Raw genomic sequence first — 14803 nt, forward strand, 5'->3', positions numbered from 1 at the left:
GCAAAATTATTTTTATGTAATATTACTGTTGTATTAGTTATTTAAAGTCTCCCTAAAGGGGAAATTAAAAAAATCATGTCACTTTACCTATAACTCATATATAGATAAGAAAGTACGGCCATTTTGTATGGTACGGGCAACATTATTATTATACATCCATCCTCTAATTGTCAGTTGCTGACCCGCATTCATTGAAACAAGACCATTAATACTTAGTGTCGGACCTTCACTGGAGGTATTACTGGAAACAGAAAATACATTACTGTTTGATAAAGCAACGGTTCCGTTTACCACAGCATCAAAATAGAATTCATTACTTGAAGTACTCCAATTAGCGGAAGGGGCTAATAAAATATTAGCATTGACCATATAATAGCCTGTTCTGGGTGCTGTAAATGTATTTGTCGCAAAATTATTGCCTATATCAAAAGCTTCAGTATAGGAAAGTACGGTAAAAGAGCCTCCCGATGAACTTCCATTAGCCGGAAAACTTACTGTGCTTACACTTCCTTTAAACATAGCTTTTTGAGTAACACCTGCCACTACTACATTTCCCGTAGTATCAACTCCCAGCCCTGCCGCATTGGCAACCGGAGTTGATGAGCTATTCATATTGGTAAACTTTAATCCTGATGAGCCATTGACTCCGGATGAAATTTCCAGTTTGGATGTAGGGATATTTATTCCAATACCTACATTTCCTGTAGCTGTTGCTACAACATCGTTAAGTTGCTGGGTTGCATCGGGAGCTCCTGTTAAAGGATTATCTTTACCTCCGTCAATGTGGAACATAGCCTGTGGATTTGAGGTATTTATTCCAACTTGCGAATACCCAAATAAAGAAACAAGCATAAAACAAAAAATTGTAATTTTTTTCATCATGAATATATTTAGAAATTTATAAAAATGTACCCCCTTTTAATTGAGATATCTCTTTCTTTCGTAACTAAGCGGTACATTTCAGGTAGAGTAATAAAAAAGGGGTAGTAAAAATATTTTGGAATCTATGATGTTATAATTCTGATCTAATGATTATCCTAAGTTTTCTATTTTAAATAAACTTCCGCTCTGGGAACTACTAAGTAATTCCAGATCTGCAAACCCGCAGCCCCAGCTGACTCAGATTCCCTTATCGCCTGCAAAGAAAATGTATAAGTTCCCGGTGCAAGATTAGAAACAGGGTACATTATTGAGTAATCTACTGCACATGCGGTTGAAACACTATTAGGCTCAACCCAGCTTAGCAAGCTCACATTATCATAAGTTGCAGATGCTGAGCCCGTCTGAGCAATCCGGAAACGCACTGTACCATATACACCAAGTGCTGATTGCGACTGTATATTTAAACTACCTATAAAACTTACTACTGCTTTTGTGTTTGAAGAAGGGACAGTAACAGTAATCTGGGAGCCATTCAATGTAGTATATGAAGTTGCATTAACTGCATTTTGAAGAGAGAGATCCTTAGTAGGTGCTACGTAAGGTAAATTTACAAGCTCCGCATTGACATTAACATCCAGATCCCAGCCATTGGCATTTCCAGCTGTAAGTGTTGCAGATTTTCCGGCTTTTAAAACAAAAGTATTACTGTCCGGAGTACCACCACCCAAACGAAGGATCTGTCCGCTTGCCGCAGTTAAGGTTAAAGTAGCTGTTGTACTGTTATTCTTGATATAATACTTTCTGCCTCTAAAATCTGCTGTAGATCCATCTATGGCAGATGCTGCAGGAATGTTCAAATTTGAATTGGATGTTCCTGAGAAGGAAACATGGTAGTCAGTACCAAGAAGAGTATCTGTACCTGTAATTTCACGATAGCTTCCTTCAACAGATCCTCTTACATCAAGAGTACTTGAAGGCGTTGGTGTGGTAATACCTATCTGAGAATAGGCCTGTGCTGACAACAATAAGGTGCCGGCCCAAAATAATGTTTTTATATTCATTGTGTGTATTTCCTGATTATGATATAGTGAATAATAGATTGAAAAAAAAATCAGCAGTCATATGGCATACTTTATTATTTTATATAAACTTCTGCCTTGCCCGTGGAACCCATAATATTAACCGAGCTATAAGGGTAATTAGTCAACCCCTGATTTGTTGGAGTGATATTAAACGTATATATTCCGGGGGATAGACCTGAAATAGAATATCCTACTGTGAAATTAAATTTGGGGTTACTGCTTCCTGTATAATCATACCATGACTTTAAACCCACATTTGAGTTGTAATATGCCGGTGTCGGACCTTGTTGATTTATTTGAAATACTATTCTGCCATTTCCATCAGATCCTGCATTAATCCCTTGTCCATACCCTGTAAACTCAAGTAATACTATTGCATCTGAAGAAGGTACAGTCACCGTAACCTGGGAATCAGCTAATGGGGGGACTCCAACAAGTACTGGTGTCAAATTCGGACCTTTGAAATCTACATCATATAGCTCCCAACCGGTATCGGCTTCTAGATCCCAGCCATTAACTCCTCCAGCCGTAACGATTGAAAACCTTCCCGGCCTCAAAGTAAATGTGTTGCTATCGGCTATACTGCCTCCCAGACGAAGAATCTGCCCGCTTGCCGCAGCTAAAGTTAAAGTAGCCGTTGTGCTGTTATTCTTAATATAATATTTTCTGCCCCTGAAATCTGCCGTTGTATTATCTGTAGCGGATTTTGAAGGAAGCGTAAAAGTAGAATTTCCGGTACCGGAGAAAGAAACATGGTAATCATTAGCCAGAAGAGTATATGAACCTGTAATTTCACGATAACTCCCTTCAATAGATCCTCTTACATCCAGGGTGCTGGAAGGTGTGGATGTGCTGATACCTGCCTGAGAATAAGCCTGTACTGATAAAAACAGAGTGCCTGTCAGGATTAATATTTTTTTATTCATTGTGTGTATTTTGTTTTTAAATTGTGCAAATCTGAAACGATCCGTAAATTTTCACTGTTTGCTTTTGATAAAGCAGATTAAATTTTTTCATCTTCATTCTGCCTGCAGCTTTACATCAATTGAAAAAATTCAATTGTTGTTGTCTGTTGTTCTGTGCCAGAATGTGTTGAAATAAAATGATAATATGAAGCTGAATTGCCTTTTATTTGATGATGACTTCTGCTTTTCCTGCCGATCCCCAGACATTCACACTACTTACAGTACCTCCTTCTGCTTCTCTTACGATCTGCAAAGAGAATGTATAAGTGCCGGGAGCAAGATTGGTAATGGCATACGCCGTTTTGAAATCATAAGCTGTGGTCCCTCCGGTTCTGGTGTACCAGCTTTGTGCAGCTGCCAGAGCATATATTGCAGCCGATGTACCTGTCTGTGAAAGTCTTAAACGTACGGTACCACGGGAATTAGCCGATCCTGCTGCAGTTCCGTAACCCGTAAACTTCAATATTACTTTAGCCCCCGGAGCAGGTACAGTTACGGTAACCGGAGAATCGGTGAGCGTATAATAACTGGTGCCGGCAGATATAGCCTGTGCTGCAATTTTTGGCCCATTAGTAGCCACATCGAAAAGTCCCCACTTGATTTCTTCCAGATCCCAGCCATTAGCTTCACCCGCTGTAAGTACAGCGAGTTTTCCCGGCTGTAGAACAATAGTATTGCTATTTACGTTAACCAAACCACCTGAGCGGATGATCTGTCCCGATGTTGCTGTTAGGGTTAAAGTACTGCCTGCACTGTTGTTTTTGATGTAATACTTTCTGCCTCTGAAGTCTGCTGCCGAACCGTCTGTGGCAGATTTTGAAGGAAGATTCAGCATTGAATTTGATGTTCCGGCAAAAGAAACATGATAATCCTCACTTTTAAGATTATCCGTGGCTGTAATTTCCCGGTAATTACCTTCAAGAGACCCTCTTACATCTAGAGTACTGGAAGGTGTTGGCGTTGTAATACCCACTTGCGAATAGGCTGCTGCAGATAAAAAAAATGCACATGCCATTAGTAATGGTTTTGTTCTCATCCTTATTTGTGTTGTGTTTTCGTTATTAAATTATTGATCTAAAAACAGGATGCAAATTTGTACCATTTGTTCTTTTTCTACCTAAAATCAGGTATGACATGAATATGACACAAACATGACATAGATATGACACATGTGCAACAACTTAAAAATCAACACACAGAAATTAAATTATTTCTGTCTTCAGGTTTACAAAAAACAGAATAAGACCAGCCAGCAGCCAAAATCATCATGATAAATGATAAAATTTTAATTCTGTCTTCATTAGCAGATGCATAGTTTCGGGCAATCCCGGAATGAAACAGAACTGATTTTATATGGGTATTTTTTAATCGGAAAAGTGTGAAGTACGTCAGAGGTTCTTCATCCAGATATAAATGTCTTCATCTGAAGTGATATTCAGCCTTTTTCTCAACCTGTTTTTCCTGGTTTGGATAGATTGAGGCTGCACAAAGGTATAGGCAGCGATATCTTTTGTAGAGAAATTGAGAAACAGCAGGGCACAAAATTTCAGTTCTGTATTCATAAGCTGTGGCTCAATTTTCAGCAGTTTCGGAAATAATTCAGGATAAACTTCCTGAAAACGGGCAAGAAATTCAGGGTCATTTTTTTTGGCCAGCTGTATGACCTCTTCAAAGGCAACGTTCAGTTGTTGGTTAAGTTTCTGGGTTTCCTGCTCTTTTACATTTAATACTTTATCATTGTTTTTTATCCGTTTATACACAAAAAAGACAATTACAGCTGTACCCGCAATTCCTGCAAGTATAATATACAATAAAAGATTATTCTTATCCTCCAAAGGTTTTTGCTTTTCCTCCACAAGAACTCCAACGGTATCTTTCAGGTTATTTTCATCTACTGTTTTCAGACTGTCATTCAGAGCGTTGTATTTAAGCTCATATTTTTTTTGATTATCAGTCTGTCCTGTTTTTTCATATACCGTGGATATTAAACCGTACAGCTCTGCCAGTTTTCTAAAATTCTTTATTTTTGCAGCAAGCTCTATTGCTTTTTTATAGTCTACAATAGCAGAATCATATTGTTTTCTCGCATCGTGAATCTGTCCTAAAAGCTTGAATGCTGCAAATTCATTATTACCTAGTTTTATGGGTACGGATTGAGCGGATTTTACATAAAATTCAGCAGAATCAGTTTTATTCTGATTAATCTTTGCCTCACCCAAAAGTAATGTTACAATTTTTAAGTTTGTATTCAGGCCTATATCCATTTTTTTAGCCCTTTTAAACTCCTGAATAACACTCTTTCCATAATAGGTAGCAGAGTCATAATTTTTTTTCTCTATATAATTTCTGGTGATCTGGGTGAGGAGAATTCCTTTCAGCGAATATCTGGCGGAATCGTTTTTTATATTGTCAGCCGGAATCAGATTCTTCTTAAGCTTTTTTAATGCTTCGTCATACATTTTAATTCCCCTGTAGTTCATACTGTATACTACATTCATGGCAATTTCCTGACTTCCGTCGTCCATATACTTCAACTCAGGCTCCATCAGCTTTAAATAATAATTGCTTTTACTATATTTATACTGCATGGAAAAAGCAAGAGCCAGGTTATAGTACGCATACAGTCTTCCTTTTGCATAATTGATACTTTTGGCGTCTTTCAGAACTGATTGATTTAATGCAATCATATCATCTGTTTTACCATCAACAAGAAGGAAATTAGACTTTTTCAGTCGTTCATCAATAGCTTTTGGGGTTGTTTTTGGCTGAGCAAACAGCAAAAGCGGGAAAAAGAAAATAAAAAATTTCATCGTGTGTAATTATTTGTGAATATAACAAGTATAACAGCAAAGCATTTCCTTTATCAAAGTAAATTTACAAAATTAATCAGTAAATACAGTTTAATTTATTATTTAAATTATATGGAAATAATTTTTTAAAAAATACTACAAATTAGTATATATCATTTATATTTTTCATCCAGACATAAATATCTTCATCGGAAGAGATATTTAATTTTTTCCGCAACCTGTTTTTCTTGGTTTGTACGGATTGAGGCTGTATAAATGTAAAAGTAGCTATATCTTTAGTAGAGAAATTAAGAAACAGCATGGCGCAAAACTTCAAATCTGTATTCAATAGTTGAGGTTCAACTTTAAGCAGTCTGGGAAAGAATTCAGGATAGACTTCCTGGAAACGGGCAAGAAATTCAGGATCATTATTTTTTGCCATCTGTATGACATTTTCAAAAGCAAGATTCAGTTTTTGATTAAGCAGCTGGGTTTCCTGCTCTTTTACGTTCAAGATTTTATTTTTCCTACGCAAAGCAGTTATAATCAGCGGCATTGAAATAACCATGCTTAAAATTGCAGTCCAGGTTCCGTAAATCAGAAATTTATTTTTTGCTTTTATATTTTTTTCTTTCTGGGTAATCAATTCTTTTACTGTGCCTTCAAGGGCAAGCTGTTTGGCACTTTCCAGACTGTCCTTAATAATAATGTATTTTTGAAAATATTCCTGGGCAGAATTTTTATCTCCCCGCTTCGCATAAGCTCCTGATACCAACTTATACAATTCTTCTATTTCAACAGTATAATTCAGTCCTTTAGCCATTTCTATTGCTTTCTGGTAGTCTGCAATGGCCAGATCATATTCTTTTTTTCTGTCATGAAGCATACCTGTTACCTTATACTGTTTAAAATTCATATTTCCCTGCAGTCTCTCCGGACGGGCTTCAAATGATTTGAGGTATATTTCAGCAGAATCAATTTTATTTTCCTTGATCTTTATCTCAACCAATGCAAGTGAACTCCAGGCTAACAGCATTTGTGATCTGGGAGTCAGATCCTTCAGCTGAAGTACAGTATTAATTGCTTTTTTAGTGTATATAGAAGCCGAATCAAGCTGATTTTTATCCAGATAAACCTTCCCTATATCAACAAATGTTGATGAAAGCCGTGCCAACCGTACGGAATCCGGTTTAATTTTATTCACAATCGGAATGATTTCTTTGAGTGAATTAGCTGCTTCCTGATAAAGATTCATACCGAAGTAATTAACACTGTAAAGCGTCTTAATCCGTACCTGAACCTGGTTGTCTTTAGCATACTGTTCCTTCTCTCCCAACTTCAAATATTCTAAACTTTTCTTATAGTCATTAAGTACTGTATAACGTGCAGAAAGGTTTAAAGCACTTACTGTAATTCCGCGGGAGTAACTGATCTTTTGAGAATTTTCCAATATCCGGATATTATCTCTTATAAACTGGGCAGAGTTTCCAAGTTCATCATTGGATGTAAACTTATTTATTTCTGCATCAATAGATTGAGGTGTAATTTTTTCCTGAGCAACCAGAAAAACCGGAAGCAAAAAAATAAGAAATTTCATCATGTCATTTGTGTGTTTTGAGAAACAGTACCTAAAATAAGTCAGTAATTATTAAATATAGATTTAAATAAATCCTAGAATATCTTTTAATAATCACAGGTATACATTTGTACTATTAATTCCGGGTGCAATAATAGAAATTTCGAAAGAAAATTTCTTTAAAGAAGATATTACATAGGTATTACATACGTACTACATCTTTTAAAATCCCTGTGTCTAAAGTAGTTTCTTCTTATTACCAAACAATCAACAATTTACTTTACAAACTCAATTATTGCGGTGAATTGACCAAAATCAGACACTAAAGTAAGCAGCTATTACACCGGAGACATTTTTTAAGCTTTTCAGTTTACCGATAACTTCCGTTTCAGTTTACAGAATTTATAACAGAAAGCAAGCCGGATAAATTAAAAACATCTGAAAATTTTGAATTCGAAATCCATAACAGCATAAATTCAGTAAAAAGAATTAAACAATCTGAAAATCAATAAATTAAACAAATGTAACACTCATGTAATATATGATATTTTGTGAGAAAAAACTCTTTGCCATAATATTGTAGTGAAAAAATACAATTGTTTTAAATATTTAAGAAATGAAAAAATTATTCCCTCATCAGTAATTATTTATTCTCAAGTTGGAATTAATACTGCCAGCTTACGAGAGGACTTTGGATATAGTAAATAACACCGGTTCATTCATGTATTCTCAGGAATGACAACTCCAAAGAGATTCTATGCCACCGGTTCCTTCATTGTTATTTAACAAACAGGTGATTATATGAATCATCATTTGAAAACAGTTCCGGAGACCAATAATACTTCTTATACTTTACATAAAATATTTTAACCTAATCTTTATAATTATGCTTTTTAAAAATATTCATATCGGCCAGCTCATACAAACAAGAGTAAAAGAAACTAATTTTTCTACGGAAAGGCTTACCAATTTTCTGCAATGCAGCGAACATGATATTGAGAACATGTATAACAGTGAATCCCTGCACGCAGAACTTCTGCTAAAATGGAGTAAATTATTACAATATGATTTTTTCAGGATGTATTCCCAGCACCTGTTACTGTATTCTCCTCCATCTTCTCCTGATTATTATAAAAATATAAAACAACAGAAAACAGAGCTTCCTGAATTCAGAAAAAACATCTATACCATAGAAATTATAGAGTTTATCCTGGATTTAGTAAAGTCTAACAAAAAAACAAAACAAGAAGTAATCAAGGAATACAAAATTCCTAAAACGACACTTTACAAATGGCTTAATAAGTATTAACAACACTTTATCATAAATTAAGCTGTAAATATTACTAATCCAAATTCTTATATTCTACTACTCCATTTTAAAGATTCTAAAAACACAAAATGAATCAAAAGTATCTCGATTTGTACAGGGTAGCCCTCTATCCTAACAAATCTGAATCATCAGAAATTTTATTTTTTTGTTAGACAGGAGCCTTTATTTCCCTCACAAGCTCCTGTCATTTTTCATACGTTACAGAGCTGATATTCAATAAGTAACCATTCTGCAGGAAAACAAGAACCGTCCATAGCAGTACACCAATCAAAACTATGACAAAAACAACTCAAAACAGATTATACTGATGTAATACCTATGTCATATGGAGAATTTTGGAGGGTTTTGCATTTTGAAATAATATTGTACCAAAATTAAACACTAAAAAAATTTATCCATTATGATGAAAAAAATGCTTTTCTTATCGGCTTTTTCAATATCAGCTGCTATATATTCCCAAGTTGGCATCAATACCTCTAACCCGCAGGGCGCCCTGGATGTAGTAAGCAATACAGGTTCATTCATTCCACCGAGAATGACGACCGAACAGAGAGATGTGCTGTTGCTTCCTCCCGCGGGTTCCATTATTTTCAATACCACAACAAATGGTTTGGAATTCAATTACGGTACACCATCCTCTCCAACATGGAAAACTCCTCTTACTTCTGCAACTATTTATTCTAATATTGTGGCGGCCGGAGGTTCTTCTGCCCCTCTTTCACCTAATGCTAATCCGGACACCCCCACCACTAATGGAAACGGCAACTTTACATTCATACTTACTTTGCCTGCTGCTGCTAAATGTAAACTAGATTTGTACCCTACCGGCTGGTCTTCTGCAGCTACCGGTGTAGGAACGGTTTTATATATAGATGGTGTGCCATCCGCTACTTTTTCAACTACAACGGCATCCCCATCAAATCTACATGTAGTTGTGCCTTACAGCTATGTAACGCCAGCTAATTTAGGCTCCGGATCTCATACGGTGAAAGTTCAGTCCTCCGGCACTTCCAAAATAGATGCTAACGACAAAATGGCATACTCTTATATGTGCTGGAACTAATTGTAAACACAATTTCCATACTGTAATAAAAGAATATTTTCTGCCCGGCAGATTTTACAGTGAACTGAGAAAAACAACCAGAATACATATTCTGTTATTTTATATTTTGTTTTAAATTTTTACGATTCTAAAAACACACAAATGAATCAAAAGTATCTCGAGGTATACAGGGTAGCCCTCTGCTCTGTATAGGGGTACAAAATCAAATTATATTAAAATTAATTTTTAGCTTTTTTGTGTCAGACAGGAGCCTGTATTCCTCTGAGGAATTCTCCTGTCATTTTTATTCACTGACGGCACAGAAGACCATTTGTTTTTTACATAAATTATTCTACTATTACTTTACCAAAAACATATATAAAAAACAGACCAAATTACTTTGGACTGTTAATAATAACAAAGCAACCGGATGAATAAGTTTATCCAATTGCTTTTTAATATTCAGGCGGGTTTAAGGACGTGTCTGCCTATTGAAATATTTCCATTCTTCCCCGGAGTTTTCACCGGTATCGAAAGACTATCCTCTGGTTTTCCCTTCCAGAGCGGCATAAGCAGAGTTTCTGAGCATTGGCCTCGGCTATTACAGGACGTGTAGAAAGGCGCTTGTAATGTTTTTTCCAAAAGTTAGAGTACTGCCGGAGATCAATCAATCTTTATAAAATAAAATCTTAAAAAAAGTAAAATCATTTTTCAATCGTCTCTTATTCTAAGCAGAATATTCTTGCGAATTTTTAAAACAAAAAAACAAAATTTAAAATGGGAAAAACAAACAAAACCTGGTTTATAACCGGTGCTTCTCGTGGATTTGGACGTATCTGGACAGAAGCTGCACTAAAACGTGGTGACAAAGTTGCTGCAACAGCAAGAACTCTTTCGAGCATTGCCGATCTTAAGGAAAAATATGGTGATAATGTACTTACTTTAGAACTGGACGTTACCAATGTTGAACAGGCAAAAACAGCTATAGATAAAGCTTTTACACATTTTGGCGAAATTGATATCGTGCTGAATAATGCAGGATTTTCAATGATTTCAACCATTGAAGATGGCAACGCAGAAGATATTCGTGCGCTTTACGAAACCAATGTAATCGGGCCTTTGTTTGTAATACAGGCAGCGCTTCCGTATTTACGTAAGCAAGGTTATGGCCATATTTTAGGAACTTCCAGCAATTTAGGTCATGTTACAATGCCTATTATCGGATACTATTGTTCCTCGAAATGGGCTTTTGAAGCCATTCACGAAAGTCTGGCGATGGAAATAGCACAATTCGGAATTAAGGTTACAATTGTAGAGCCTGGTGCTTACGCTACGGAATTTGGCAGCGGACAAATGCCGGATCTGTTTAAAGGTCTGGACATTTATACCGATTTCAAAAATGGCTTTTTGGAGCAAATGAAAAACCACCAGCGTGGAAATCCGGATGCAACACCGGATGCACTTTTCAAAATGGTTGATTCACCGAATCCACCGCTTCGTTTTTTCCTTGGAAGCGGTAATCTGGCCTGGACAAAAGGTGAGTATGACAAACGCTTAAAAGAATGGGAAGAATGGCAGGATGTAGCTGCTTCTGCCCAGGGAAATTAGAAACTCCTGATCAATATTTTAAAACCCCAATTCACAAGTTTAGAATTGGGGTTTGTTTATATATTTATCATTTGTTTTATAATGTGAGAGTGGTAAAGCAAGGTTTGAGAAAAAGGCTGGGATGAAATTTAGAATAAAATAGCTCTTCAGGGCTATATTCCAGGGGTAAATAATAAAATCGCCCCTTAAACAGGGGCGATTTGTGACCGCAGAAGGACTCGAACCCTCACTGTCGGAGCCGAAATCCGAAGTTCTATCCATTAAACTATGCAGCCCTGATCATGAACAGTAAATGATAAATAATCTCATACATCTTTTATCATGATTCCGACTGCGAAAATACTGATTTTTTTACAATTTATAAAGCCTGTAAAAGTTTAATTCCAAAATCATTTACAGAACCAATCGCCTTTTACAGCGTAAGCAGTTCAGCATAATATTCAATGAAGAAAACCGGATCAATAAAAATAATTAAGAGTCAGGCACTTAAAAACAGAATATGTAACATACACAATAAATTTTATACTTATAAAATAAACATCTTATACATTTCATAGATCAAAGATTATGAGAAATAAAATATTGTCAGTGTTTTTACTTTTATGGACGGCTGTATTCTTTGCACAGAATAATCAATCCAATGATGAGTATGCTAAAGCCAAGGAAATCATCAGAGATTTGGATTCAATTGTTTCGCCAAACGGTATTCAGGAAAGCTATTCCGTTACTATAGGAAATATAAAGCAGCAGGTATATGTACGGGGTCAGAATAAAGAAAACCCGATTATTCTGTTTGTCCATGGAGGTCCGGCATCACCCGTCAGTCCGGTTATGTGGATGTTTCAGAGACCTGTTGAAGAATATTTCACAGTGGTTAACTATGATCAGAGGGCTGCGGGAAAAACCTATGCCATTAATGATACCGTTAACTTAGGAAAAACCATTCACATTGATCAGTATGTACAGGATGTTATTGAACTGGCACAATATATTGAGAAAAAATATCAGAAGAAAAAAGTTATATTGATGGGACACAGCTGGGGAACCATTGTTTCTATGAATGCAGCTTTGAAAAGACCTGATCTGTTCTATTCATATGTAGGCATTGGGCAGATAATCAACACAAAAGATAATGAGCGGTTAAGCGTTGAATATGCACTGAAAGAAGCCACCCGCTTAAAAAATGATACAGCCATCAAAGAATTAAAATCTATCGCACCATATCCCGGGAATCAACCCATTACAAGAGAAAGAATTATTATCGCACGAAAATGGCCGCAATATTATGGCGGACTTACTGCATTCAGAAATAATTCAAGATACTATTTTCAGGCACCTCTGCTCTTTTCAGAATATTCGGAAAAGGACCTTGATGCCCTTGGCGAAGGAAGTCTTTTCACATTAGGAAAACTCCTGCCCGAGTTTTTAAATGTCGATTTTAAAGGGGTAAAAACCTTTCCTATCCCTGTCTTCATGTTTATGGGGCGTCATGATTACACAACGCCTTCCGAACCGACGGATAATTGGCTCCGAAATGTAAAAGCTCCTACCAAAAAAGGAATCTGGTTTGAGAATTCTGCTCACCTGATTCCCTGGGAAGAACCCGGAAAAATGCTGGTTACTTTATTAAATGATGTCCTGCCAACTGCCAAAGACAAATAATGGATAAAAATAAAAGTCTAGGATAAAAAAGCCTTACATTCAATAATGTAAGGCTTCTATTTTGTTGAATATGACGTAAGAGTTAGAAAGTAATTTTCACACCTCCTAAAATCTGTGCACCTAAGACTTTATAGCCTTTATAGGTCTGGTAATTCGAGTTCAGGAGATTATTCCCAATGGCAAAAACACTGAAGTTTTTATGGAATTTATATTCTGCGGAAAGATTTAGATCTGCATACCCGCCTACTTTATCGTTCCTGTTTTCCGTAGACTGATACACCATTCCCGGATTAGCTACTCCTTCGACAGCGAAAGAATTGGTTGTTCTGTCGCTTGCAAAGATTCCTTTGAATCCAAGCAGTAATTTTTTATCCAGCATCGTATATTTCGCTCCGATACTTGCATTAAACAAAGGAACGTTATAAATATCCTTGTAATTCTTAAGATCGTACTTTGTAAATTTTACTTCTCCGTCCAGGATCAGGTTTTCAAGAGGAAAATACTGTACGCTCCCTTTAATATCACTTACATTTCCGTCATCATATACGGCAGAGAATGTATTGGCAAAATTATAGGCAGAACGGTTCAGGGTGTAGGTATTATCAAACAGGTCGTTCCCCTGGAAGAACATAATATTATTGATCTTTCCATAACCTGCAGAGAAGTCGTATTTGAAGGTTTCATCAATGTCACCTCTTAACCCGGCATAAAAGTGATACTTGGTCTCTGTAGGCTTTAAAAACTGATCAGAAACAATGAACGGGTTCGCCTGCAAAAGATCTCCGTACGTGTTGAGTTTTAAACCTCCGTCTACCCCACCATAGAATTTAAATTCTTTAGCAGCTGCAAACTGGAATTCAGCCTGTGGAAACCAATATGTTTTATTGTTCTTTACCTCACCGCCCATTAAATCGCTGGAATTTTTAGCATTCAGGAAAGAAAATGTAGATCCCAGCATTAAATAGGAATCCCCTTTTCTGAAAGTTACTTTCGGATCTAAAGTCGTATTGAAGAAATTGGACGAATTTTTATCTCTGATGGCAAACTCTGATTTCACAGCTTCTAATCCAACTCCTAAATCTGCATTTAAATTAACTCCGGATTTTCCTATCTCCACAGCATGCTTGGAAAGGTTCGCCAAAATGGAAACCTGGTTTTCCTGTGCATCAAAATGATCTTTCAGGAAAGAAGATTTCACCCTTACATCATTCAAAATTTCATTTGAATAAAAATCATAGTATCCGTTCACTTTGAACTGGTTTACTCTCTGCTTCAAATCTACATCTGCTGCAGGTTCCAGCGCATAGATGCCGTAATATCTGTTATTATCCAAACCATATTGAGCATTCAGGTTGAATTTACCTTTTTCACCATATGAATTCAGATAAGCACCGATAGCTGTAGAACTTTGCTTGGAATCCCACGCGTATTCCTTTTTCAGCCCTAGTGTGGAAAGGAAATGGAAATCTGCACCTACTTCAAGTTTATTTTCAAGCGTTTTGGAAATGTTGGCATCCGCGAGGATTTTCCCGAAGTTCCCCATTCCGAACTGCAGATAATTGTTTTGAGCCGTCCCTTCAAATTTCGGGGTTACATCCTGGCCCTGAATGGTTGAAGTTTTAAAATCCGAAACTGCAGGCACATCCGTAATGGTATATTTTACAGGATTCTGGGATTTCTCTTCCGGCGGATAATTCTTAATTGTTTCCACAGAGGTCTTCTTCTTTTCGATCTTCTTCACTTCCGGTTCCCTCTTCTTGTTAAGAATCAGTTTTTCCTCCTTGATCTGGGCAAACGCAAACTGCGAAAACCCTAAAAATAATATGGATAAAAATTGAATTTTTCTGTTCATTATTCTTTGTATTTA

Annotated in this window: 11 protein-coding genes and 1 tRNA gene; 4 read left to right on the plus strand and 8 right to left on the minus strand. The window is 36.5% G+C overall.

Going from position 1 to position 14803, the window contains the following annotated elements; genetic code table 11:
• Window positions 1–87: 87 nt before the first annotated feature.
• The 6 genes from HNP36_RS07115 to HNP36_RS07140 form a co-directional block, all read right to left on the minus strand.
• Complete coding sequence (locus HNP36_RS07115) at window positions 88–852, minus strand: hypothetical protein (RefSeq protein WP_184159015.1); 765 nt, start codon at window positions 850–852, stop codon at window positions 88–90.
• A gap of 194 nt (window positions 853–1046) precedes the next feature.
• On the minus strand, window positions 1047–1943 hold the full coding sequence (locus tag HNP36_RS07120) for a hypothetical protein (protein WP_184159013.1): 897 nt from the start codon (window positions 1941–1943) through the stop codon (window positions 1047–1049).
• Window positions 1944–2017: 74 nt separating this feature from the next.
• Window positions 2018–2890, minus strand: coding sequence for a hypothetical protein (locus tag HNP36_RS07125; protein WP_184159011.1), 873 nt, complete (start codon window positions 2888–2890; stop codon window positions 2018–2020).
• A 202-nt stretch (window positions 2891–3092) separates the two neighbouring features.
• Window positions 3093–3944 carry a hypothetical protein gene (locus HNP36_RS07130; RefSeq protein ID WP_184159010.1) on the minus strand — a complete coding sequence of 284 codons (852 nt, stop codon included), beginning with the start codon at window positions 3942–3944 and terminating at the stop codon, window positions 3093–3095.
• Between the two features lie 373 nt (window positions 3945–4317).
• Complete coding sequence (locus tag HNP36_RS07135; RefSeq protein ID WP_184159009.1) at window positions 4318–5739, minus strand: tetratricopeptide repeat protein; 1422 nt, start codon at window positions 5737–5739, stop codon at window positions 4318–4320.
• Window positions 5740–5881: 142 nt separating this feature from the next.
• The gene (locus HNP36_RS07140; protein WP_184159008.1) at window positions 5882–7318 is read right to left on the minus strand and encodes a tetratricopeptide repeat protein; all 1437 of its coding nucleotides are present in this window, start codon (window positions 7316–7318) and stop codon (window positions 5882–5884) included.
• An 862-nt stretch (window positions 7319–8180) separates the two neighbouring features.
• Here HNP36_RS07140 and HNP36_RS07145 point away from each other — a divergent pair.
• The 3 genes from HNP36_RS07145 to HNP36_RS07155 all read left to right on the plus strand — a co-directional run bounded on the left by HNP36_RS07145 (window position 8181) and on the right by HNP36_RS07155 (window position 11274).
• Window positions 8181–8603 carry a transposase gene (locus tag HNP36_RS07145; protein WP_184159007.1) on the plus strand — a complete coding sequence of 141 codons (423 nt, stop codon included), beginning with the start codon at window positions 8181–8183 and terminating at the stop codon, window positions 8601–8603.
• 421 nt (window positions 8604–9024) lie between these two features.
• A complete protein-coding gene (locus HNP36_RS07150; RefSeq protein WP_184159006.1) occupies window positions 9025–9687 on the plus strand; it encodes a hypothetical protein in 663 nt (220 codons plus the stop codon).
• A gap of 756 nt (window positions 9688–10443) precedes the next feature.
• Window positions 10444–11274 carry an SDR family NAD(P)-dependent oxidoreductase gene (locus tag HNP36_RS07155; protein WP_184159005.1) on the plus strand — a complete coding sequence of 277 codons (831 nt, stop codon included), beginning with the start codon at window positions 10444–10446 and terminating at the stop codon, window positions 11272–11274.
• A gap of 203 nt (window positions 11275–11477) precedes the next feature.
• Here the strand turns inward: HNP36_RS07155 and HNP36_RS07160 are convergent.
• Window positions 11478–11549: transfer RNA gene (locus tag HNP36_RS07160), tRNA-Arg, on the minus strand.
• 313 nt (window positions 11550–11862) lie between these two features.
• On the opposite strand from HNP36_RS07160, the gene HNP36_RS07165 reads away from it, so the two are divergent.
• A complete protein-coding gene (locus tag HNP36_RS07165) occupies window positions 11863–12936 on the plus strand; it encodes an alpha/beta hydrolase (protein ID WP_317168957.1) in 1074 nt (357 codons plus the stop codon).
• 82 nt (window positions 12937–13018) lie between these two features.
• On the opposite strand, the gene HNP36_RS07170 is transcribed toward HNP36_RS07165, so the two are convergent.
• Window positions 13019–14788 carry a TonB-dependent receptor gene (locus tag HNP36_RS07170; protein WP_184159002.1) on the minus strand — a complete coding sequence of 590 codons (1770 nt, stop codon included), beginning with the start codon at window positions 14786–14788 and terminating at the stop codon, window positions 13019–13021.
• Window positions 14789–14803 lie beyond the last annotated feature (15 nt).

It is taken from the genome of Chryseobacterium shigense (assembly GCF_014207845.1).
GTDB classification, from domain to species: Bacteria; Bacteroidota; Bacteroidia; order Flavobacteriales; family Weeksellaceae; genus Chryseobacterium; species Chryseobacterium shigense_A.